Origin of the sequence: Streptomyces sp. NBC_00286, from assembly GCF_036173125.1 — a bacterium.
Classification (GTDB): Bacteria; Actinomycetota; Actinomycetes; order Streptomycetales; family Streptomycetaceae; genus Streptomyces.
In genome coordinates, this window is the sequence record NZ_CP108054.1 from 6387344 (window position 1) to 6409682 (window position 22339).

The 22339-nt window shown below is 66.1% G+C and carries 12 protein-coding genes; 3 read left to right on the forward strand and 9 right to left on the reverse strand.

All coding sequences use genetic code 11. From position 1 onward, the window contains the following. Positions 1 to 100: 100 nt before the first annotated feature. The 9 genes from OHT21_RS29525 to OHT21_RS29565 form a co-directional block, all read right to left on the reverse strand. A complete protein-coding gene (locus tag OHT21_RS29525; protein ID WP_328771317.1) occupies positions 101 to 1804 on the reverse strand; it encodes an Hsp70 family protein in 1704 nt (567 codons plus the stop codon). Further along, entirely contained in the window at positions 1801 to 3009 is a 1209-nt protein-coding gene (locus tag OHT21_RS29530) for a hypothetical protein (protein ID WP_328771318.1), read from the reverse strand. The genes OHT21_RS29525 and OHT21_RS29530 overlap by 4 nt, the downstream gene beginning before the upstream one ends. Next, positions 3006 to 4808: a hypothetical protein gene (locus OHT21_RS29535; protein WP_328771319.1), complete on the reverse strand. Its 1803-nt coding sequence runs from the start codon at positions 4806 to 4808 to the stop codon at positions 3006 to 3008. Before OHT21_RS29535 ends, OHT21_RS29530 begins: the two co-directional genes overlap by 4 nt. Continuing rightward, on the reverse strand, positions 4805 to 10270 hold the full coding sequence (locus OHT21_RS29540) for a DEAD/DEAH box helicase (protein ID WP_328771320.1): 5466 nt from the start codon (positions 10268 to 10270) through the stop codon (positions 4805 to 4807). Before OHT21_RS29540 ends, OHT21_RS29535 begins: the two co-directional genes overlap by 4 nt. Next, a complete protein-coding gene (locus OHT21_RS29545) occupies positions 10267 to 11238 on the reverse strand; it encodes a hypothetical protein (protein WP_328771321.1) in 972 nt (323 codons plus the stop codon). The genes OHT21_RS29540 and OHT21_RS29545 overlap by 4 nt, the downstream gene beginning before the upstream one ends. After that, positions 11232 to 13265: a hypothetical protein gene (locus OHT21_RS29550; protein ID WP_328771322.1), complete on the reverse strand. Its 2034-nt coding sequence runs from the start codon at positions 13263 to 13265 to the stop codon at positions 11232 to 11234. Before OHT21_RS29550 ends, OHT21_RS29545 begins: the two co-directional genes overlap by 7 nt. A 789-nt stretch (positions 13266 to 14054) precedes the next feature. Next, on the reverse strand, positions 14055 to 17048 hold the full coding sequence (locus OHT21_RS29555; RefSeq protein ID WP_443050444.1) for a Z1 domain-containing protein: 2994 nt from the start codon (positions 17046 to 17048) through the stop codon (positions 14055 to 14057). Between the two features lie 55 nt (positions 17049 to 17103). Beyond that, the gene (locus OHT21_RS29560) at positions 17104 to 18657 is read right to left on the reverse strand and encodes an ATP-binding protein (protein ID WP_328771323.1); all 1554 of its coding nucleotides are present in this window, start codon (positions 18655 to 18657) and stop codon (positions 17104 to 17106) included. Positions 18658 to 19056: 399 nt separating this feature from the next. Then, complete coding sequence (locus tag OHT21_RS29565; protein WP_328771324.1) at positions 19057 to 20073, reverse strand: hypothetical protein; 1017 nt, start codon at positions 20071 to 20073, stop codon at positions 19057 to 19059. A gap of 99 nt (positions 20074 to 20172) precedes the next feature. Between OHT21_RS29565 and OHT21_RS29570 the strand changes: the two genes are divergently transcribed. The 3 genes from OHT21_RS29570 to OHT21_RS29580 all read left to right on the forward strand — a co-directional run bounded on the left by OHT21_RS29570 (position 20173) and on the right by OHT21_RS29580 (position 22289). Next, a complete protein-coding gene (locus OHT21_RS29570) occupies positions 20173 to 21006 on the forward strand; it encodes a class E sortase (protein ID WP_328771325.1) in 834 nt (277 codons plus the stop codon). 44 nt (positions 21007 to 21050) lie between these two features. Further along, complete coding sequence (locus tag OHT21_RS29575; RefSeq protein ID WP_328771326.1) at positions 21051 to 21365, forward strand: DUF6412 domain-containing protein; 315 nt, start codon at positions 21051 to 21053, stop codon at positions 21363 to 21365. A 150-nt stretch (positions 21366 to 21515) separates the two neighbouring features. After that, the gene (locus OHT21_RS29580) at positions 21516 to 22289 is read left to right on the forward strand and encodes a YidC/Oxa1 family membrane protein insertase (RefSeq protein ID WP_328774268.1); all 774 of its coding nucleotides are present in this window, start codon (positions 21516 to 21518) and stop codon (positions 22287 to 22289) included. Positions 22290 to 22339: the final 50 nt, after the last annotated feature.

Below are 22339 nucleotides of genomic sequence, written 5' to 3' on the forward strand. Positions count from 1 at the left end.
GAGTGAGTCCGAGGGTGATCAATCGGCGGAGTCCCTATCAGGCCAGCCCTCGGGGAATTACGTGACGTTCAACCTGGGGGATATGCCGTCATGCACAAGTTCACAGACGCTGCTGTGCCACGCCGTTCACCGAAAGATCCGAGTCCAGATCGGGCGACGGAGCCGGTGGCGTTTCGCCTACTTGGACTCCCCGTCCCACGTCCCCATCATTTGTGAGGACCCCCACGTCCAGGAAGGGCACGTCGGTGTGCGAGAGGAGCCGCACCAGCTCACCGTCGAGACCGGCCTGGAGCGGGGTCCCGTCCTTTCCGAACGAGTCGATCTCGCTGTCGAACAGAAGCCGTTTGGTGGCCTCATGGGTCACCTTCACCCCGAGGATGCCACTGTGGTCGTAGCGGAACTGCACGAGGACTGCGTTGCGTTCAGGGTCGCGCTCCGGCTTCGGGAGCCGGACTTCCAGACAGGAGAGCGGAAAGGCCCGGTCGCTGTCCGCTAGGTAGCCCGCTTCGCCCTCAATGATCTCCACGTTGACGGAGATCGCATTCGGTCGCGAGGGGGTAAAGCGCCGCTCACCCCTCGCGATCAGGGTGCGGTTTCGGCGGATGATGGGCTGGAAGCCCTTGCGGGGGCCGGCATCGAAAGCAGTGCCGAGATCGTAGTTGGTAACGAGGCTGAAGCGGTCGCGCTGGTCAGGGTCGTCGAGGGCTGCTGAGTAGATCGCCGCGCCTCGTGCGACTGCCGTCATGGGGTGGCACAGCGCCGCTGGGACGATCCGATCGGCACCCAGGATGCGGCCCACAGACTCCCGAGCCTCCGGAATCTGCGACGTACCGCCGATCATGAGCACGGTATCGATGCCGTCGGGAGCAATCCCAGTGTCGTCGAGGCACTGCTCCAAGGGTTCCATCGCGCGCTCGATCAGCGGTGAAACGGCCGCGAGGTACTCCTCCCTCGACACGGTCAATGTCCTTCCCAGGGCCGGGAGGTCGAAGGGCACCTCGGCCGCGTCGGTACGTGAGAGGGCGATCTTCGTGAGCTCCACGTCGCGGCGCCAGCGGTTGCGCTCTTCGGTGCTCAACTGCTCAGGCACCTGGCCGAGCTTTCCCAAGAAGATCCGGGCCAGCGCTTCATCGAACTCCAAGCCTCCGAGCGCCGCGATGCCCCGCGAAGACAGCTCCTCGAAGTACTTGCCGTCGTAGTGCAGGACGGTGACATCGATGGTGCCGCCGCCCCAGTCGAAGATCAGGAAGCGTCCGGGGATGTCGATGTCATTGGCGTACGAGACGGCCGCGGCCGTGGGCTCGTTGAGGAGAGCCTTGACCTTGATGCCGGCCAACCGCGCCGCGGCACGGGTCCTGTACCGCGCGCCTCCGGTGGCGTTCGCGGGCACGGTAACGACGGCTTCGCGGAGGTCGAGGAAACTGCGCTGCGCGGCTGTCTTCATCTGGGCGAAGAGCGACGCGGCGGCAGCCGTGCTGCGGAAGGGCTCGCCGCCCAGCCAAACGTGATGCTCCTCCAAGAGAGGCGCTCCTGGGTCCACCTGTTCCGCACCAGCGGAGCGGGTACCGAGCATGCGCTTGACCGCGTCCACGGGCTCGCCTGGCGCTGTCTTGGCCGCCCAGCCGAAACACAGGGTGCGCTGAAGGTCCCGGACGGCGAGGACTGAGGGGAACAGCTCCTCGAACTCCGGCTGACGCCACTGAGCAGGGATGCTGTCATTGTCTATGGGCACGGTCTCGGTGTTCACGCCGTCGGAATGAGCGACAACCGAGTTACTCGTGCCGAAGTCGATACCGAATGTCAACTCGTCCTCCGAGGCGACTGGTTGTCTTTGTCGGAAATCTTGCCCGGCGTCTGCTGCGCCTGCAGACGCCGGGGAATGGAGACGCTGCCGACGGATCCCGGCACCCGTGCCGCGCTGCGGCGAGATGTCTTGCGGTCGTTAGCGGGGGCAACCGAGGGGCCGACGGAGTCCTCAGCTGCCTCTGCCGACACCGGTTTGTGGCGGTGTCCTGCAGGTTCGGGGGCGTCTGCTCGACTCGTGCTATCAGCGAGCACATCGGCATCTTGTGCAGCGGCCTCTTCGGTCGGCTGCCTTGTCGTACCCGCGGGCTCCGAGTGCGCGGAGGGAGCCTCATTGTCGAGGCTGTCTTGGTCTTCGAGACTCTGTTCTTCGCGCAGGAGCTTCACGACCGTGGCGTTGTCTTGCATTTGATCGTGCTCAGGCTGCATTTGCGCCTCATCGTCAGCCGGCGGTGTGTCAGCGTCTACTGAGCCGCTGCGTCGGTCCTTGTACTTGCGTGAGGCAGACCCATGGCGCTTTCCTGCTGGTGCAGCAGACTGCCCGCTCCGCAGGGGGCGAATCCACCCGCGCTCGAGCGTCCGCCCGGTTTCGGCATCAGCGTATGCGGGGCTGACCAGCTCGAACACGTCGCCGTCCGAAGGGGTGGGGGCGGGCATGCCGGTCCCGTCCGCCAGGTTGAACGTCGACAGATCGGAGAGGTCCGAAATCCGCCGCAATCCTGCGAGTGCCAGTTCCTTATCGATGCGTTCCTGGAGCTGCGCGAGTGTGCCGGCGTGTGCTGCGGCACGGTCGATCACAGCCAACTGGGCCAGGTGGCGGTCCCGAGACCTCATACCGTCGACGACGCCCGCCCTGACGCCCTCTGAGATCTGGCGACCAACCGTTCTGATGGTCTGGGCGAGCGCCTCAGGGCCGTCTTCTCCCTTGGCCAACTCATCCTCGATGGCGCGCAGTCCCTCAGTAATCCTAGGTACAACAGAAGCCAGCACTGACGCTAGGAGCGCAGCAGCGTCAAAGGTGCCGGCTTCGCAGCGCGGATGCCCCTCACCGATGTCGATGACGATCTGCGGCGGCCGTGCACGCGAGGGATCGACTGCAGAAGCAGGTGCGCCGCCGGCTCGATCCTTTCGGCTCTTGGGGGGCGGCTGCCCCGCTCGGCGTTTGTGCGCGCCGGATCCGCTGCCGCCGTGGGACTTGTTCTTCACTGGCTGCTGCTCTCTGGAGGGAGGGGCGGGCAGTTCTCGGCCGCGGCTGGAAGCCCTACATTTTGGCAGGCGGCGCGGACGATGCCCCAAGCAGCCTGGTCGCGAGCGTAGTCCTGCTCCTGCTGCGTCGGCGGGGCTGTACGGCGCGGTATCGGTGGCGCTCCGGCCCCGGTCGGAGCCGCATCGACTGCAGGGTTGGCCCACTTCTGCGGCATCAAGGGAAGAAGGAACGGCTCGACGGGAGCTTGGCCCCGCTCTCGCATCTGAATGGCGTCCTTGGCCTCATTGACCATGGCCTCGCCATCCTCGTCGAGTGCCCGCCGCAGGGTCCGCCACTTGCCCTTCCACAGCTCGGTCGGCGCTCCGTCTGGTGCGTCCAGAACGAGGTAGGGGTTGAGAACGTGGTCGCCTTCACGATGGCGCTGCAACTGGCGCAGCACTTCGCGGTTGCGCTCGAGATTGACGCGCCCCGCTCCAGGCAGTTGGTCCTCGCGCAGCCCGTAGCCCGGCCTCACCGGACTGATCATTTCCAAGGCCTGCTCGTATGCTTCGTCTCCGGAGCCGTTGAGCACCAGCAGGTAGGCAATAAGGTTCTTGGCCTCCCAGCCACCAGCCGTCCATACCTCCCGCAGAGCGTTCGCGTCGTTCCGTGCGTGTTTGAAGAGCGAGTCAGCCCGCTTGTGGTCCTTGCTCAGCTCTGCCCGGTGCGCGGCACGAAGAGAGCGGTGCATGCGCCGTACGACGTACCAGCTGCCGAATGCCTTGTCACGGCGCAGGTTTACCGGCGCTTGAGGGGCAAGTCTCTCCAGTGCAGGCCACAGCCATTTCTGAGCGGACAGATCGGAGGGGATCCGGCCGGTTGAACGCACGTGGGCCAGATCGGCTGCCATTCGGCGCTGCTCGTCCGTCAACCCGTGTGTTTCATCAAGTACGGCGATGTCGCCGCAGGCGAGCCGGAAGCGGAACTCCCGGCGGGCTTGCTCATCGGTCCATCCAAGTTCGCCCACGCCCTCCATATCCACCTGCGACGGTGTGAGGCGGGCCTGGAGGTAAAGTCGGCGATCACCATCGTCCGGGACTGCTCTGGCTGAAAGGTGCCCGTCGTCGATGAGGTCGTCGACAACGGGGAGCGGCAGAGAGTCCATGAGCCTCTGCTGGTTCTCAACGGGCACCCGGACATATCCGGCGAGGCGCACGTGGTCCGCGTACAGCTGCCATGTCTCATCGCTCCCGTCTTCCGGCGTGCTGCCGTACCCAGTGGGTGCCTGGTCGAGTCCGCCCTCCAGAAGTGCGCGGGCTCGTACGGCAAGGCGCGGTGGGAGAAGCCTGTCCAGCGATCTCCTTGCCTCTACGAGACTCTGGACAGCGGTGAGCGGCGGCATGGGTAGCACGGCAGCGACCAGATCTTTGGCCAGTTGATCCGCCGTGATGTCGGACGCAAGGCTTTCAAGTCGCGGCGCAGGGTGGCCAGCGTCCCGTGCTGCGACGGCCACCGCGCGGGCCGCTTGCTGCGCTGCTATCCAAGCCGACTCGGATTCGAATCCGTCCGGGATGGGCGTCTCTGGCGACTGAGACACAGGCGAGGCGGACTCGCGCACTGGGGCGTCCTCTGCCGGGCCCAGCGTCTTGGGGTCGGCGTCTGCATGCGAGCGCTCCGCTCCGATCGGCGCCTCGTTCGCCCGCGCGGCGATCAGCGCGAGTCGGCGCTGTCGCTCGCGCTCGATCAAGTCCTCTCGGGTCGGTGCGGTAGCCGGGCGGTCCTTGGCTGCGGGATGCGAGAACAGCGGGCCAGCGGTCACAGCTCCTCCTCGGCGAACTCCACCAAGTCACTCGTGACTGCGGCAGGGGTCCGGTCCAAGCAATATGCATCGACGAAGGCCACCCGCTTGGCCAGGCCGCTCTCGGTGATGAAGCCGCTGCACTCTCCGAGTCTCGGAGCCATGGCCTCCAACTGAGCGGATTCCAGGGGGTGCTTCACCACCACCGCAAAAGGCTCCTCCGCGAACTCGCCCTCGGCGATGGCAATACGACCGAAGGGGCTCTCTCGGACTTCTGCGTAGAGGTCTGTCCGGTCCTCGGCCCAGCGCTCCAGCAGTTTGCCGTGCGCGGCGATGTCCACGGAGAGCGGCCGACCGCGCAGGACGCCGATCAGGTCTCCGGCGAGCCTCCAGTCGAGCAGCGGGTGGAGCCGCATGTTGGAGTAGTCGCGCAGACAGCGGTAGCACGATCCGTTGCAGTCCGTTGCATGCTCCGAGCTGAGTCCTCCGAGGTATCCGTCAACAGCGTCGAGGAACTCCTCAATGTGGTCGGGCGATCCGAGGTGGGTGCTGAATCCCGCGCCGTTTTCGAGGCTATCGGCGAGGTAGGCGAGCACCGGTGAGGATGCCGTCGCCGAACCGTGGATGCCTGCCAGCAGCTCCTCAGATTGCACATCGAGGAATGGGGCAGCGGCGCGGCGCAGGAGCGCGGCAAGCGAATACCAGGCTGCTCGTCGGCCGTGGTAGGCATCGCGGAACCCGTGCGGCTGCTCGTACAGGGAGATGTCGAACCGCAGACCGCGGTCCGGATCGAGGGGCGCCCGGGCTCCGAGGAACAGCATGTCGGTGTGCTCTGTGGCCCCCAGCGCGGTCTTCATGTCGGCCTGCGCCTTCGGGTTGTCCACTACGTGGTAGCCGCCCCATGAGCCGTGCACCTTCTTGAACCGGTAGAGGCGGCCGTTGTTGCTGTTGATCGTGAAGCGGTCGCCGCTTCCCGCGTGGACGACCAGCCAGTCGTCAGCATTCCGTTCCACACGGGGAGCGTCCTTCTCAAGATCGGCTGCCGTGCGGGAACTGGCGCCGCCGTGGCCCCATTCGCGAATGCCGTCATAATCGCGCGGTGTTCCGGCACGGAAGCCCGCAGGCTCGCGTATGGGCAGCGCGGCGTAGTTGCTTCCCGAAGCCCCGCACGCGGGGCAGGACTTGAGGTCTTCGCCTTCCTCAAGTTCCTCAAGCTGCTGGATGTGTGCGCACAGGCGGCACAGAGCGACCCAGATCTCTGAGCCGAAGGGCTCCTCCTCTGCCGAAGGCTGCTTGAGTCCAGGCCTGAAGGAGGCGATTCCCATGGACTGGTAGAGGCGTCCGTCGCGCGGAGTCTCGGATCCCGGCGCGAACTTGCTCAGCGCCACGGCCAGGTTGCGGTCGATCGCTCCGGGCGGAGGCCACGGGAAGTTCTGCTCAGGCCGCTCCGTGTAGAGGTAGCGGACGCGCGTTGGGAAGCCGAACATCGGCAGAAGCCCGGTTTCAGCCAGCCGCTGGCTGAGCTCCACGTGCCCCATGCCCGAGGCAGCCTCGGTGCCGAGCCGGTCCAAGAGATCCTTGATGCAGAGGATCGGATCGATGGACGCGACGGACTCCGGCGTCCTGGCTTGGAGTGCCCGAGCCGCCGACTCGATATCCGCGTGGTGCCCGTCCACCCAGCGGTGCACCGCCTCTCGGTGCACTGGCCAGTCAGCCGCAAGCCCGAATTGGCCGTGGACGTTCTTGGTGAGACCGGGATCGCCCTTGCCCCGTGCGGCGGCCACCGCATCGAATGCCTGCCGCAGGACTTCGCTGAGCAGCACCCGCTCGAAGATCGACCGCATGCCGAGGGCGAGGTACGGCGGCGGGGTCGGGGCGTTCGTGATCTCTTCCGGCCTGGCGAAGTAGTGCTCGTCGTGGCTGCGTCCCCGGCAGATGGTCAGAGCCGTGGCCGCGGGGCTGTCGCGGCGGCCGGCCCGGCCTACGCGCTGCTGGTAGTTGAAGCGGGTGGGCGGCATGTTGGCGAGCAGCACCGTGTTGAGGGAGCCGACGTCGACGCCAGCCTCCATCGTCGTCGTCACGGAGAGGACCTCGATGCCGTCGGCGACCGGGACGTCGTCCTCACCGATGAAGGCCTTCTGGAACCTGGCCTGGCGCGACTGGGCGTCGATGCGGTCGGTCTGCCCTGTGAGCTCGGCGGCACGAAGCGGGAAGTCTCCTGTACTGGCCCGGGCCTTCCACGCGTAGTAGTCGTCGTTGAGGGCGCCCGTGAACTGCATTGGGCTGCTCGGCAGTTCAGCCCGGCACTTCGTGCAGAGGCCCACGCCCGGGTGGAGATGCGGACGCCGACAGCTGCTGCAGGTCCAGATGCGTCCGTCTCCTGGCCTGAGGGAGACTCTGGACGGGTCGATGGTGTACTGCGCGACCGCCGGTCCCCAAGCAACCAGCACACGGCCCTTGATGGTGTCGACGTCGACACCATCGCGCTGCGCGACCTGCTTCCAGAAGCGGAATAGGGGAGCCGGAGGTGTCTCGGAGGCAGCGCGCAGCTCATGGAAGCGCCGGAGGAGACCGAGGATCCGCAGACTGGCGCGGGCGAGCGCGGCATCAGAATCCGGCGGCATTTCGACCGGGGAGCGGTCGCCGGAGAGGCTGAGCCATCCGAGTCCGAGCGACTCGAAGTCGCGGCCGGCGCCGGAGAATAGTCCGAAGACGAACTCGCGCCCCAGGCTGCCGTCGATGCGTCTGAGGTACTCCTCTTGCTCCTCAGTAAGCCCGGGCTTGAGGCCCCGGCCCCTCTCCCAGTCGAAGAGCGCGGTCCACGGAATGTCCTTGTACTCCTGGAGCGAGGCAGCCGGGCCGCCTGGATTGGCCCCGTAGTCGAGGAGGAGTCCGCGCAGGTCGTAGCGGAGATCCTGGAGCGAGGGCAGGGCGCCGAGCACTGACTCCAGTTCGGGCTGCCGCTCAGGCTCAGCATCGATCTCGTCGTTGAGGATGTCGCGCAGCGCCGACAGTTCGCGGGGATGGCGGTCGCGCAGCCGCTGCAGCGCAGTCCTGATCTGCTCGCGGTCGACGGACTGGCGTGCGTAGTGGGCCTTGACTAGCTGCAGGTCCGCATAAGGGTCGCCCTGACTCTCGACGACCTTCGCTGCCATGAGCCGCAAGAGGTCCTGGTAGTGGCGCAAGGAGAGGCCGCTGGCAAGTTCAGCAGCGTCGTCGCGGCTGTCGGAGAAGGCGATGACCTTGCGTTCGTCTTCAGGCATGTGGCCAAGCGCCTCGGTAGTGAGCACTTGGTTGAGCTTGTCGAATCCCGTCCGCATCCGGCGTACAGGGGCGCTCCGCAGGCGTGCGGGATCCTCCAAGCCGATCGGCTTCATCGCGCCCGTCTTGGGGTCTCGGGCCCGCTTCATCTCCCAGTCGTCGCCACAGGCCGGGCAGCGCGTCGGAAAGGCCTTCAAACCCCGGATGTCGAGCGGCAGCCTTCCGTCCTTGCCTTTCTCCGGGACCACGTGGAAAGACCAACCGGTGTACTCCGCCTTGTCGTTCGCAAGTCGGCCTGTACCCGGGTGGTAGCGGCTCGTCCTGAACTGGAACGTGGCCTTTGCACCCTGGTTGGACTCTGAACCCGTCCACTCGGACTTCTCCAGGCCGAGTTCCGACTTGCGCGGCCAGTACACGATGTAGTTGCCAGCGCTCGCCGTCCCCGTTGCATCGTCCGGCAGCTGGTCGAAGTCAGGGAAGTCGGTGTGCAGCGAGCCCCGGAAGGTAGCTTTGCCCAGCAGGGCGGGGTTGGTGAAGCCGCCCAGCATGAGGTCGCCGCAGTTCTGGCAGTACAGCAGCTCCAGGACCCTGGCTCCGCAACTGCAGCGGGACGCGGGTGCCCTGAACAGCCGTCCGACTCGACGCTGGGGGTGCTTGTCAACGGGGACATCGGGGCACTCCGGGTCGGAGCAGGCCCAGATGCCATCGATGTTGCGGAAGAACATGTGAGTGCGCAGCTTGGGCAGTGCGGGGTCCGAGGCGGAGCCGAGGGAGCGGAGCACGCCATGCAGCGCGTTTGCCTTCTCGCCCTCTGACGGAAGTCCCGGAAAGAGTCGGGCGGCCAGGCGGGACAAGGGCTGCGCCTGCGGCTTGCCGCCCGGCGCCAGGGCTAGTGCCAGTGCGTCACCTGCACCGGCGGTCCGCAGGAGACGTGCTGCTGTGTGGGGAGCGAGGTCACCCTCGGCCGCGGCGGCCAGATCCCGGGCATGGGGCGTCAAGTCGATCGGACCGGGCTCGGGGAGCAGAAGGGTTCCAGGCACGACGGTGTGCCGACCCCGCGGCAACGCAAAGAACGACTCCAGGAACTCGTCGTCCCGGCCCGCTTTGAGAGAAGCGGAAGCAGCCAGCACGCGGAACTTCTCAGGCGCGCCGTCAAGTCCGAGCCGGTGCCGTAGCTTGCGGAGCAGGAAGGCGACCTCGGTTCCTGCGGTTCCGCGGTACATGTGCAGTTCGTCGAGGACCAGAGTGAAGCGCGCCTCGGGGGTGCTGTGCAGCCAGCGGCGGGTGGCCTCGAACATCGGTGCTTCCTGCGGGCGCAGGAGCATGATGTTGAGCATCGAGTAATTGGTGACCACGACGTCCGGCGCGGCATGCTGCATGTCCCAGCGGGCGTGCATTTCTGCGCCGCCGACACGCGGAATGAAGTCGCGGACCTGACCAGCCATCCGCTGTTCCCGCTCTTCCATCTCCTTCATGTATGTGCGCATCCGGTCCAAGGCCGGCAATGAGTCAGCACTCCCAGACACCGGCGTCGCACCCGTGTACCGGCCGAAGTAGAAGCGGTGGCCGGACCGATTCTGGTCCAGCCAGTCTCGGGCGGCGTCGCTATCCAGTGCTCTGCGCAGGCGCACCAGTTGGTCATCCGCCAAGGCGTTGGTCGGGTAGAGGACGAGCGCGCGCATAGCGGCCGCGTGCCCGTCCTCGCCGCTGCGGCTCGGCTCGTAGCCGCCGCGCCCCCTCCACCATGCTGCCTGGGCACCGCCTCTGCCCCGCCACCCGGCAGACTCAGCGACCAGGTCCGCGATGATCGGCAGCAGAAAGGCCTCTGTCTTGCCGGAACCGGTACCGGCGGTCACGACGAAGTCGCGGCCGTCGCGGCATGCGGCAACGAGGGCATCGTGCTGGTGCTGGTAGAGCTGCTCCACACCGATCGGAATGGCGGACTGCGCGAATTCGGCCGCCTGGGGGTGCGCACCTGCGGCACGGAAAGACTCGGCGACGGCGACCCCGCTCGGGGCGTACTGCGGCCGCAGTTCCAGGAGCGGCTCGCGCCAAGCCCCACCATCCGTGTCCAGGAGCGCACGCCGCTCGGTCATGACCGAGGGATCATCAACAGCGAACGGGGTGTCGTAATACCGCATGAGCGTGCCCCGCAGCGCCTCGAAGCTGCCGAGGATGTCCGTGGCTTCGGGCCGCCGTACCTCTCCGGTGGAATCAGTCATCGCTCCGCCTTCCCTGGCACCGCATCGGGCTTCTGGATCTCAAGTTCCTGGTGCAGAGACTTGGCCAGCCTCTCGGCGGCCGCGAGGGGGACATTGTCGTAGCGAACTGTCCTGGCCAGCTCGTGGAAGCGAGGTTGCAGGCCGCTGCAGAGGACGGCTGCCCGAGCGTGCAGAGGCGGCAGGGGCGCCCCCCAGTCGACTGCGAGACGGCCTACACGCTGGCGCCCAGTGCTTCCTTCGGGCCTCCACCGCATCACGCTGGTGCCCATTCGTTCATGTTCCAGGTAGACGCCGTACTCGTGCTCGGTGCTGAGGAACTGGCCACCGCGCCGGACCTGGACAAGCCGTGCCCAGTCCGCGCTGCGCCATCGGTAAAGGCCGTCCTCGCTGTACGACTTGGCGGGTTCGTATTCGTGTGTCTCAAGGTCGTACCGCTCTACCGTGTGCGTGTTGCCGACCCCTGGCGGAGCGGCCGTAGGGCCTGCCACCAGGTCGGGGAGAAGCGAGATTGCTTGGAGTGCCGCACAGGGGACGTATGTGCATCCGAGCCTCTCCGCGTCGTGGGGCAGGCCCTCTGGTACGTCGTACTGCAGGTAGAGCGTGTCCGGTACGGGGACATCACCTTCGGCAGCCTCGTTTTCGGCCCAGAAGATCGCAGCCCACTCTGCGGTTGCTGCGTCGACCGCCTGGTCGAAAGCAGCGGTTCGGCGCCCGGCAATCACGGCCAGGCCGTCGGAGAACGGCACGCGTGTGAGGACTGGAGGGGCCGCGGACCACAATCCCCGGCGCCAGTCCACGTCCAAGTGCCCGAGTCCGGAGACATCCCGCAGCCATCGGCCGTCCGCACCCTCGCGCACTGACACCCCTCTGCTGCGGGCCGTGCGGAGCACGCCTGCCCTCAAGTCAGCGATCTTGCCGCCTCCGAGCTCGCTGGCCCACCGCAGGAGCAGATTTCCGATACTCAGCACTCCGCCACCTCGCGGGCCAGTTCCACGAAGGCGTCCCACAGCTCCCCAGTCCCTGCGTCGGCTGCATCAAGTACCGCCTGGGCCCATGCACGGTACTCAGGGCCGGGCGCGAACGAGGGGTCTTCCGGGGTTGCCGGTTCGACGGTCCACTCGCCTTGCCGCAATTGGAGGACCCAACCGCCCCCAGCACGGACGTCGATCTCGAAGTGGTAGTCGGACGGCGGCTGGGGAAGTCTCAACCACCAGGCGGGGGTGTCGGGTTCGTCTATCCGCCAAGCCCGCCCGTCCGACGAGACGAAGACCGTCCGCTCAGCCCGACGGCGGCACAGAACCACATGGGGTGCCGCGCCGCCCCCGGCCGTGCCCAGGTCGGCTCCGCGCACCAGGCCGGAAGTTCCCTCGGGGGACACGAACGCCGCGGCTTCAGCGCCAGCAACGGAGAACCCGACAGGCTTGTCCAGCTCCGCTAGGGCCGGGGCGCCGTCGGCAGTGGCAAAGGAGAGGGCACTCCCCTCCGCCTCTAGGACGTGGTCACCCGGCCCAAGCCCTCGCGGCCATATCGGGATCGGCACTCCCCTGGCCTGGAAGGGCGGGTCCTGGGCCTGTCCGTCGAGCACCGCTTCGCCCGATGCGCCGTCGGGCAGTACGAGATCGGGCTCGCCCCCAACCAGGTAGAGCCGCGTGCTGAGCTTGGGTGCCAGGCGCAACCCTCCGTGCAGGTAAGCCTTGAACTGCGGAGCGGGCTGTACCGCAAGCACTGCTCCCTTGACATCGCGGATGGCCTCCTTGAGGGTCACGGCGTCGTCGAAGACCACACGGCGGTAGAGGTTCCATCCCTGCGGCAGCCACGATGGCCGAAGGGGCTTGCACTCACGGTCGGGTGAAGCTGCTCTTTCGAGAACCGCCTCGACGTCTCGAGCTGCCTCCGGTGCTGCCAGGATCACGTGCTCTTCTCCCGGCACGAACCGGTCCACGCTAGTGCGGCAGTCCAGCGACTCGTTCTGCCTCAGCACGACCAAGGAGGAGGCAGGGCGACTCACAGCAACCCCGTCTCCGACAAGCTGCACGCCCGCCCGCAGGGACCGGTCCTCGGGAAGTTCCAGCCCATCGACCGCGTAGTAGTTCGTCTGCCCCGACTGCCGAAGCACGACATCGCGGGGCATCTGGTACTGGGCCGCTCCAGGGCGCGGGAACCTGGCGAGCCAGCCCAGGCGCCTGTTCTCGAACCGCACCAGGAGCTCCCCTCGCGGCGTCCCCTGGCGGATGTATTCCGCAGAACCGTCCCACACATTGGCCAGACCACCCAGCAGTCGCTCGATGAGCGGCCGGAATTCAGGATGACCGAGCGCGTTCTGGAAGGCTGATGAAAACTTGGCGACCTGATCCCAGAGCCGGATACCCTCGACCAGCACAGCTCCGGGCTGCGGCCACGTGGCAGCATTGCGTGTTCTCATGACATCGAAGAACTTCGGCAGCAGTTGCCGGTCGCTGCCGCGCAGAACGGCCTGAGACAAGGCGTATCCGATTCGCGCCTGGTTATGGGGCACATCACCGGGCGACGGGATAGTGCACAGCCCCCGGTATGCGCCCCACTGGAGCTGCCAGGAAGCGAGCCGCTGCCACATTTCCGCGACCGGAACATAGTCGGCCGATGTCAGCACGCCTGCCTCGCCCGCGAGAAGCTCGGAGAAATGGCCGTGGTAATTACTTGCTCTTCGGCTCCCATCGTGGGCCATGCGGGTGGCTGCGATCACTGAACATGCAAGCAAGGGCAGCACGGCCGGCGGGTCCACGCTGTCGTGCTTCGAGGCCTCGTACCTCTCGACGGCCCGATATGCCCTGGGCTCGCCAGGCAGAACGACCCCGCGCACAGCCTCGGCAAGCGGCGTCGCAAGGCTGAAACGCTCTCGCAGTTGCTCCGCCTCGCCGTCGTCCACGTACATAACGACCGGATGACCGTCCCAGTCGGGACTGAAGAAGGCGTCCTCCAAGGCCCGCTGCCAAGCCGCATACGGCGTGAAATCCATATATTGCCTGATTTCCGATCGTAATTATCAATAAACTTCACATTATGTGTCATCTTGGGAACGCAGTGCGACTTGCCACTTCCTGAGGCGACTTCACCCTTTGGACTACTGCTAGCACCGCATGGTTGCGCTGGCCAGACTGTGCACTTCGGCAGCCGTCAGGTCACGTCGGCTCAGGACGTGTGCCGACTGCTCGGGATCAGTGTCGAGCCGCGGTTCCGTAAGATGATGCGGAGTCGGCTGAATCGGCTGGCCGACCGGGGCTGGCTGCACAAGACCCTGACTGGGCGGTTCATCACCGTGCTGTGGGCACGAGATACGGAACCTGGTGATTGTGGCGTAACTAGTTTGCCTCCGGCTGGAGTTGGGGTTGTATGTGAAAGAATCTGAACTCCACCGAGGGCCCCTGTCTGCCAAGTCCGCTGTCCACGGCCACCCTCTCCACCGTCACCCGGCTGATCCGCGCCCTCCTCAGGAAGATCAGGTCGCGGTGGCGGAAGCTGTCCGCTGGCCGGATCGCGGTCATCGTCCTGGTTGGCCTCCGCCACGACCAGCGGCTTGTCGACATGGCCGACGGCAACAACATCTCCGCCAGCACCGGCTTCCTCCCTCAGTTCGTCCACCCGACGACGGGCAACGAGCTCGCGCTGTTCCGGCAACCCCACGATCGACGGCATCCATGACCTCCCAAGAAGCGGTGGCACAACAGACCACTACTCTCACGGAATCGCCACCCCTACTCCTTACCAGCGAAAACGCCGACCTGGGGTTCGGTACGACAACAGCTGCTCAGGGTGAACTAGCCGGAATAGTGGCCTCGTTACGGTGGCGCGAGTCCTTGGCACGGAAGCGCACCAGGCGGCGGTCCGCATTGATGGCTGAGGCCGGCGGGATGAGGGTGAAGGCCATCACGATCTTCGACGGGTCGGCGGACCCGTTGCGGACGACGTCTTGCACCTTGCGGTGGCTGTCGCCTTCCACCACTGGGTAGAGCAAGACAACTCCCCTTGTACGCTCGATTCCAGTGCGTTGCCCGGAACGAGTGCCTGCTGGCGTACCGGCCCCATCAATGAGTCGCTGCGCCGCCATGCGGTGCTCAACACTGGCGATGCGGCCGAAGGAAGTCTTGCCGTTCTGTCGGCTTCGGCGGACGAGGGAGAGCGGGATGGAGCCAAGGATGCTGGCTTCTACGCGGCTGTTCGATGCGAGCCGCGGTGAGATGAGAAGCCAGTCGTCCACTTTGGCCAGCGAGCCGTCAAGCTGGCTGAGGTAGGTCAAATGGGGCCCGAAGTGTCCGGGACGCTCCCACTCCAGTTGAGACAGCACACCCACCAGGTCTCGGTGAGAGACCACGCCGGTCAGGGCCTCGAAGGTGCGCGTCAGCGAGCTGGAACTGTCGGGTGGGTTGGTGAAGGACGTCGGTGCCGTGCTGAACGCATCCAGCAGTGGTCGCCAGCGCTCGGTGTTCCGCTTGAGTGCCACGCTGTTCATCGGATACGAAGCGGGCTCGATCGGACGCCCCGGTGACCGGATCTCCACGAGTTCTGCGTTGAACATCTTGTTGCGCGCCGAGGGTTTGATCCACGGCAAGTGCTGTGCCACCAGGGGAGGTACCTGCATGGGCGTTATCTGCGGTTCTCCGTCGACCATCGTGGCGTACTGGGCGAGCTGCTCACGGAAGGTTTCCTCGTCCCGGCAGATCGCTTCGTAAGCCTCGTACAGATCTGCCGTCTTGTCTCGCCCGAACGGTTCCTCGCGCCCGATGTAGAGGCGCACCAAGTCCCGGTATCCGGGCCGGAATCCGAACCAGCGGCCCATCTGCATCAAGGTGTCGGCCTGCTGTGTGGTGCGGCGGTAGTAGGTGATGGTGAGACCCTCGACGGTGAAGCCACGAGAGAGCTTCGTACCGCCGACCAGAATCTTCCATACGTGCGGAGTGCGGTCGAAGTCCAGGTCGAGCTGGGCAAAATAGCGGTCGCTGTCCCCATTCACGACGATGACCGGCTGGCCGCCCGCGCCGATGCGCTGCCGAGCTCGATGCACGTAAGAGCGGAGCTCGTCATAGGACGTCGGAGCCGGGAGATCGGCTGCGCGTGTCTCACTCACCGGCGCGAAGTCCCTTGCCCACAGGTCTGCGAGACGCTCGTGGCCTGTCGTGGAGTTGTAACCCGCCTCGTGCCACATGGTGTTGACGCGCAGCGCGAGTTCGGCGTGGTCGTCCGTGCGTACCGACTGATGAGCGAGCATCGTGTGGTGACGCAATGGGCCATCCGGTACTCCATGGTCAGCCCTGTACAGCTTCAGGGCACCAGACAGGACGAAGGCGTCCATCGCTTCTTGGAGTCGATCACCAGTGGACTCGTAAATTCCCCTGACGTGCGTCTTTTCCTGGGAGTTGGAGTACGTGCGCTCGCCCAGCGCTATCGGCGAGTTCAGGTCGTGGAAGTCCTGGATACCCATGTATCCGGTGGGGCGCGGGAGAGAGATCAGGAAGTCGCTGGGGAAGATGTCCTCGTCATCACCCGGGTCAACGAAGACATTGGCGAAGGGAGTTGCTGTGTAACCGACGTACTGCGCTCGCGGAAGAAGTTTGAGGAGCTGGGATATCAGACCGTTGATGGTCGTGCGCTCGGTACTGCCGCGCTCCCACTTCTTCGGATCCAGAGTGTTCACGGATGCCTGGTCGGACTCGTCGTCGATGATCAGGGCAGGCAGCTCCCCAAGAAGCCCACGGATCTGCTTGAGGTCCTTGACGAGCTTGGTGAGGACGGACTTGTTCTTCTTCACGACCAGGACACGAGCCGCGGCGTGGTGGATATTCGCTGGGTCATGAAGCGGGCGGGTCGGTTCACGCTTCTCGAACTCGAGGGCCCGGATGCCCTGCGCAAGGCTCTTGTAGTCGTTGTCGCGGGTTGTCAGGCGCTCAATGTCGAAGGCTCCGAGAGTGGAGGGCCGACCTCCGTGGCTTACGAACTCGGGCCAGTCGCCATCGTCGTCTACGTAGTCCACGCCGACGAGGGAGTCCAAGTCCGTCAGGTCTGCGCCGCGCAGGATGTTCTCCTGGCCGATCAATTCCATATCGAGACGACGCTGGGTCTGTGCGCGCAGCAGGTTGAGCGTGCCACCGAGCACGATGACGAGGCGGTACCCGGCATCGATTGCCTTTGCTGCGACACCGGTGAAGTTCGCTGTCTTGCCGGACTGGACGTAGCCGACGACCAGTCCCTTTGCCTGGCGGGCCGACGGTTGCTCCGGATCGGTGAGACGCTCGACGACCGCACGGCTTGCCTCGTGCAGACTTGCGATCGCTGCTTCCGGCCAGCTTTTGGCGCGGAGCTTCTGTTCGTACGACGTCCAGTAGAAGGAACGAGCGGCTGCCCGTTCCGGGGTGTACCAGCGGGTGAACTCGCGCGTGATCACTGTTGCGCCTGGCACCTTCGCCACGGGAACAGCGGCATCCAAAGTCTTGCGCAGGTCATTTCCGAATCGGAGCCGGTCGTAGACCGCTGTCCGTCGCTCTTCAGTGCGCGCTGATACGTCGAGTGCCCACTGAGGCTCTTCAGCGAAGTCCCAGGCTGTGAGGTGACGACTCCAGAGAGCAATTAGCGCCTCGTCGCCACTGATGAGGCACGCTCGGAAACGCTCCTCGCTCAGGTCTGCGTCCGGGTAGTCCTCATCGGCTGCGAGTGCGGCCCAGCGCTCGAAGTGCTTGGGGATACTGCCCATGCCCGCCAGCGCGGAGGTATGGATCTCCAGGAGCGGGTCGAAAGGGGCGTTGCTCATGCGGTGTCCTCGAACAGGAAGAGGGTCGGGGTGAAGAAGCCAGTGGGTGCAGAGGTCAGGAGGCGGACCGTTCACGCCGCTCGCGCTGGGCTCCCACCGATGCCAGGAGGATCGTGTTCCAGTAGTCAAGGCGGTCCTGGCGAGCACGTTCCCAGCGCCCGAGTCCGAAGCAGTCCTCAAGAAGCAGGTACAGCAGGGTCTTTGTCACCGGAGCGTCATTGGACCCTCCCCGCTTGCCGTCGTTGAAATCTTCACGGAACGCCTGGTTCAGGAGGATGGTGTTGTTCTCGCGGTCCAGGTCAAAGAACCGGCCATTAGGCAGCGAGCCCCAGGTGAACGCGATCGGCTCCTCGCCCGGCTTCTCAGGAAGTTCCTCCTTGATGACCCGCTTGATCTTCGGGTCCAGGCCCTTACCTGGGGGAGTGACGGACTTGCGGATGATCTCGGTGCGCTTCGCCCCATCTCTGTAGGCGGTCTCCGCATCGTTGAGAAAGGAATGAAAGGTGTGCCCGTCCGGATCCACCGCCTTCTCGACGCCTAGGGTGAAGGCTGGAGTGACGGTGACGGTCTCCTTCTTCACATCGAGGCTCAGCACGCTGTTCTCGCGCGAGGGAAGATCGACAGCAACACGGGCCAGAACGAGGTGGCTCTCGGGATTGCGCAGGCCGTTCCACCCACCTGCTTGGACGAGACGGTCATTCCGGTAGAAGTAGAAACCTTGCCGGTCGGCGAGAGCGCCGATCTGACGGAAGCCTGCTCGCTTGGACTTGGCGGGCCAGATATGGGCGGTCAGTTGAATGTCTCCCAGGCCTTCCACGGGTGTGGTGAACTTCCGGGGGTAGCCCGCTTTGCCTGGCACTTTGTACCCGAAGGGATCCAGGGCCTCGACAGCGATGTGATCAACTTCCTCGCCGAGTTCGCCCTTGCCGCTGCTCACATCCCACACGGCTATGTCGACCTTGAGGCCGCGCTGCAGAAAGCGGTGCAAGTAGAGGCCGAGATGCGTCTCTAGGCGAGAGATCGCCTTCGATAGAAAAAGGTCACTTTGGCCTCGTGTGACCGTTTCGAAGGCGCGCACTCGGTCCCAGCGCACGACCGTGCCGTGCCACTCAATGATGCCGTCGTACCGGTCAACGAGGACCTGTGCATAGAGCGGATCGACGGTGTCGCAGCGGAAACCGTCTTCGATGCCCTCCGCGGTGAGACGTCGGCCCGCGGCACGACTGCGTTTCGTACGGCTGACCACAGTCAGCGAGGAAGCGTGGGACAGGGATGCAGCCTTCAATCCCGTGCCGTACAGGCCAAGAGCGCTCTCGCCATACTCGCGGCGTCGGCCCACGGTCATCGCAGCGTCCAGGTGCGAATCGTCCATACCCCTGCCGTTGTCGATGATCAGCAGGGTGAGAATCCGGTCGGCATCGCGCAGGAAATGCACGACGATTTCGTCAGCGCCCGCGTCGATCGAGTTGTCAATCAGGTCAGCGACAGCGACTTCAAAGCCGTAGCCCTGATTGGTCAGGGCTTTGGCGTAACCGGCGTCCGGGGGCAGGTGGGTGCTGCCGGTCGTGGGGACGTCGTACTGCCAGACGGTGCCGGACTCGTAGGGCATCGCTTCCTCATGTGTACAGGTCGGGGCCTGCACAAAGAGTGACGGCCGCTAGCTCAGTGATAAGCGTGACCGTACTGCAAAGGTTGGACATAGGGGCGGTTGAACCCTGAAGAGGGGAGATAAATCCCGCCCCTCCAATGTGTTTTGGCGTAAATGGGAAGCTTTGTCAATTATGTCGGCATGTGTGCCAGTCTGTTCTGACCTTGGGCCGCCCGTGCCATCAACTGCCCAAGATCAGTGGCGGGTTGGCCGCCAAGCAGGGCGCTTGATGGGCGGGACGCGCTTGCCGCGCCCCGCGTCTCACCGGCCCTGCCGCCTTCGCGGTGCCGCCGCGTAGCCGTCGGCAGTCGGAAATTCCTGTTCAGGGGGCAAGAGAGCTGTGATTGCGCCGCCAATCCGTCAGGCGCCACCCCCATGACACCCCTCGTACGCCCGCCCCGACCCGCACCAACAAGCCCCACCCCGCTCCGGCGGCCAAGCCACCGCCCGCCCCCGCGCAGCCAGCGTCGTCGCATACTGCGGCAGCAGTGACGCGTCCGCGGGCGAAGCCAGCTCCGAGGCTGCGAACGCCTCGTACGACGGCACCGTCCCCGGCACGATGCCCAAGTTCCCGGTCCCGGAGGCTGCCAGCTCCCTCAGCGACGTCTCTATCGTCGCCAGGTGCTCCTCATGCGACGGGTACTCCGGCTCCAACGACGGGTACGCGGCGAGCAGTTCGGCCAGTTCGTCGGCCGGCCAGTGGAGTATGGCCACCGGGAAGGGGCGGGAGAGGGCTTCCCTTGCCGTCGTGAGTTCCGACTGGAGGCGGGCGATCTCTGCCTGGAGTTCCGCCGGGTTGTCCGAGCCCAGGGACCAGACCCGTTTCGGGTCGTGGAGTTCATCCAAGGAGACCGGGGCCTTGTGGAGGGTGTCCGCTCGGGTGTCCCAGTGGTCGTGGGGCATGCCCAGCATGCGGCGGACTCGGTGGCGGCCGAAGAGCAGGGGGTGGGTGGCGTACGGGGGGTCCGTTACGTCTGTCAGGAGGAGGGTGGCGCCTTCCGTGAACGTCTCCTGCGCTGCTTCCAGCTCGTCGTGGGCCTCCAGGGCCTCCGCGATGATCACCCAGGGGGCCGGGTCGCGGGGGGACGCGGCGCGGACGCCCTCGATGATCGCTCTGGCCTCCGCCTCGTGGCCGTACTCCCAGAGGTTGGCCGCCTTCAGGGCGCGTACCAGGAGGGGGTTCTCCAGGGAGTCGGGGGTGGAGAGCAGGCGGTCGTAGAGGGTGCTGGCTCGGGAGCGGTCGTCGGCCAGTTCGAGGTGGGCCGCGGCCTGCAGCAGCAGGTGCTCGGCGTCCTCGGGGTAGAGGCCGGCGGTCCGCTCCAGGCGTGCCGCTTCGGCGTTGTGGTCGACGTACTCGGCAGGCGTGTCGGGGCGCATGGGGGACACCGTACTGCCGTTCCCCTGGTGAGTTGCGGGGGTAGCCCCTATCGTGCGCCCGCGATGGGAGGGCAGGAAGCCGGGGCAGGAGGCGTGTGTATGCGGGTTCCCGTCACCAGTCGGCGGAGTCTGCGGCGGCGTGCGCTCGGCGCGCGCGTTCTCTGGAACGCTGCCGAGATCCTCGTAACCCTCGGCGTCGTCCTCATGCTCCTCGTCGTCCATCAGCTGTGGTGGACCAATCGGCAGGCCCGGGAGGGCGCCGAGCGGGAGGTCCAGGCGTTGGAGAGGGAGTGGGAGGGGAGTCAGGGGGAGGGCGGCAGCCCGTCCGTGAGCGGGGGCGGTTCCGGCGGCACGAGCAGTACAGGCGGCACGAGCAGTACAGGCGGTACGAGTAGTACGAGCGGTGCGGGCGGGTCTTCGCGGTCCGGTCAGCGGTCCGGGTCGCCGGCCAGTCCCGCCACCCCCGCCCGGCAACCCCGCTGGGATCAGGCGTACGCCATCCTCACCATCCCCCGGCTCGGGCTTCGCATCCCGGTCGCGGAAGGGATCAGCAAGCCGAACGTTCTCAACAAGGGGTACGCCGGCCACTACCCGGACACCGCTCAGCCCGGCCAGGCCGGGAACTTCGCGCTCGCGGGGCATCGGAACACGCACGGCGAGCCGTTCCGGTACATCAACCGGCTGCGGGAAGGGGACCGGATCGAGGTCGAGACGCGGGCGGCCGGATATACGTACGTCGTCGACCGGACGATCCCGCAGACCGCCCCGCGCGACGGCGGCGTCATCCGCGACGTCCCCCGCAGCCTCGTACACCCGCGGTACGGGTACTCCGACCCCGGCTACTACCTCACCCTCACCACCTGCACCCCGGAGTACACCTCCAAGTACCGCCTCGTGGTCTGGGGGAAGCTCGCCTCCATGCGGCCCCGTTAGGATGAGTCAACACGGTTGACGATATGAGGAAGGGAGGACAGCTGATGGGTGGTACGCCCGTCGCCGCCAGGTTGCGGCCGCTCGCCTTCCTCTTCCTTCTCCTCGTCGAGGTGGCGGTCCTCGACTCCGGCAGCCTCGTCGGTGCCGTCGCCTTCGCGGCGACCGCCGCGGCCGGGTCCGCGCTGGCCGCCTGTTCACTCATCGCCGCTCGGCTCGCGCCCGCCGTGCCGCCCACCCGGGTGCGTACGGCCATCCGCGACCGTGAGCGGCGTACGGCGTTCCTGCCGCAACGTGATCCCGACGCTCGGGGGCGTACGCGTCCACGAGCACCCGGCCGTCTTCTCCTGACGGCCGCGTAGGGGCACTCGGAAACAGAAGCAGTAGTCCGCAGCAGCCCTCCCCTCGGGCCGTCATGCCGACGTAGATCCAGATCCCAGGACCTTTAGATCCTCGATCTCTCATCTCCCGGTACGACGAGACCCCCGGAGGGCTCACCCATGTCCGATCTCCTGTCCGCTTTCATGTCCGTTTTCGCCGGCCTCGTCGAAGGGCTGGCCGATCTCCTCGAGCCGTTGTTCCAGGCGTCCGCGGCGGCTGCGGCGATCGTTCTGTTCACCGCGTTCGTACGACTCCTCGTGCACCCTCTCTCCCGGGCCGCGGCGCGCGGGCAGCGGGAGCGGGCCAAGCTGCAGCCGCAGATCGCCGCGCTGCGGAAGAAGTACGGGAAGAACCCGGAGAAGCTGCAGAAGGCCGTACTGGAGTTGCACGCGAAGGAGAAGGTCTCGCCGCTGTCGGGCTGTCTGCCGAGTCTGTTCCAGTTGCCGGCCTTCTTTCTGCTCTACCACCTGTTCTCGAACTCGACGATCGGCGGCGAGGCGAACTCCCTGCTCGCGCACAAGCTGTTCGCGGCGCCGCTCGGCGGACGGTGGATGGATGCGTTGGGGGAGGGCGGGGTGTTCGGGGCGCACGGGCTCGTCTATCTCGGGCTGTTCGCCGTCGTCACCGTCGTCGCCACCTTCAACTACCGGCGTACGAAGCGGCAGATGGGCGCGATGACCGGAGTGGCGGCCGCGGGGAGCGGTGAGCAGCAGCAGGTGCCGGGGATGGGGGCCGTGCTGAAGTTCATGCCGCTGATGTCGTTCATGACGCTGTTCACGGTCGCCTTCGTGCCGTTGGCCGCCGCGTTGTACGTGGTGACCAGTACGACGTGGAGTGCGGTCGAGCGGGCTGTGCTGTACCGGGACATGCCGGGGGCCTCGCCGTTGGCGGCTGCCACCGGGTGAAGGTCCACGTGCTGAACCGGGGCTTGCGGAGTGGACGTACAGCTTGGAGG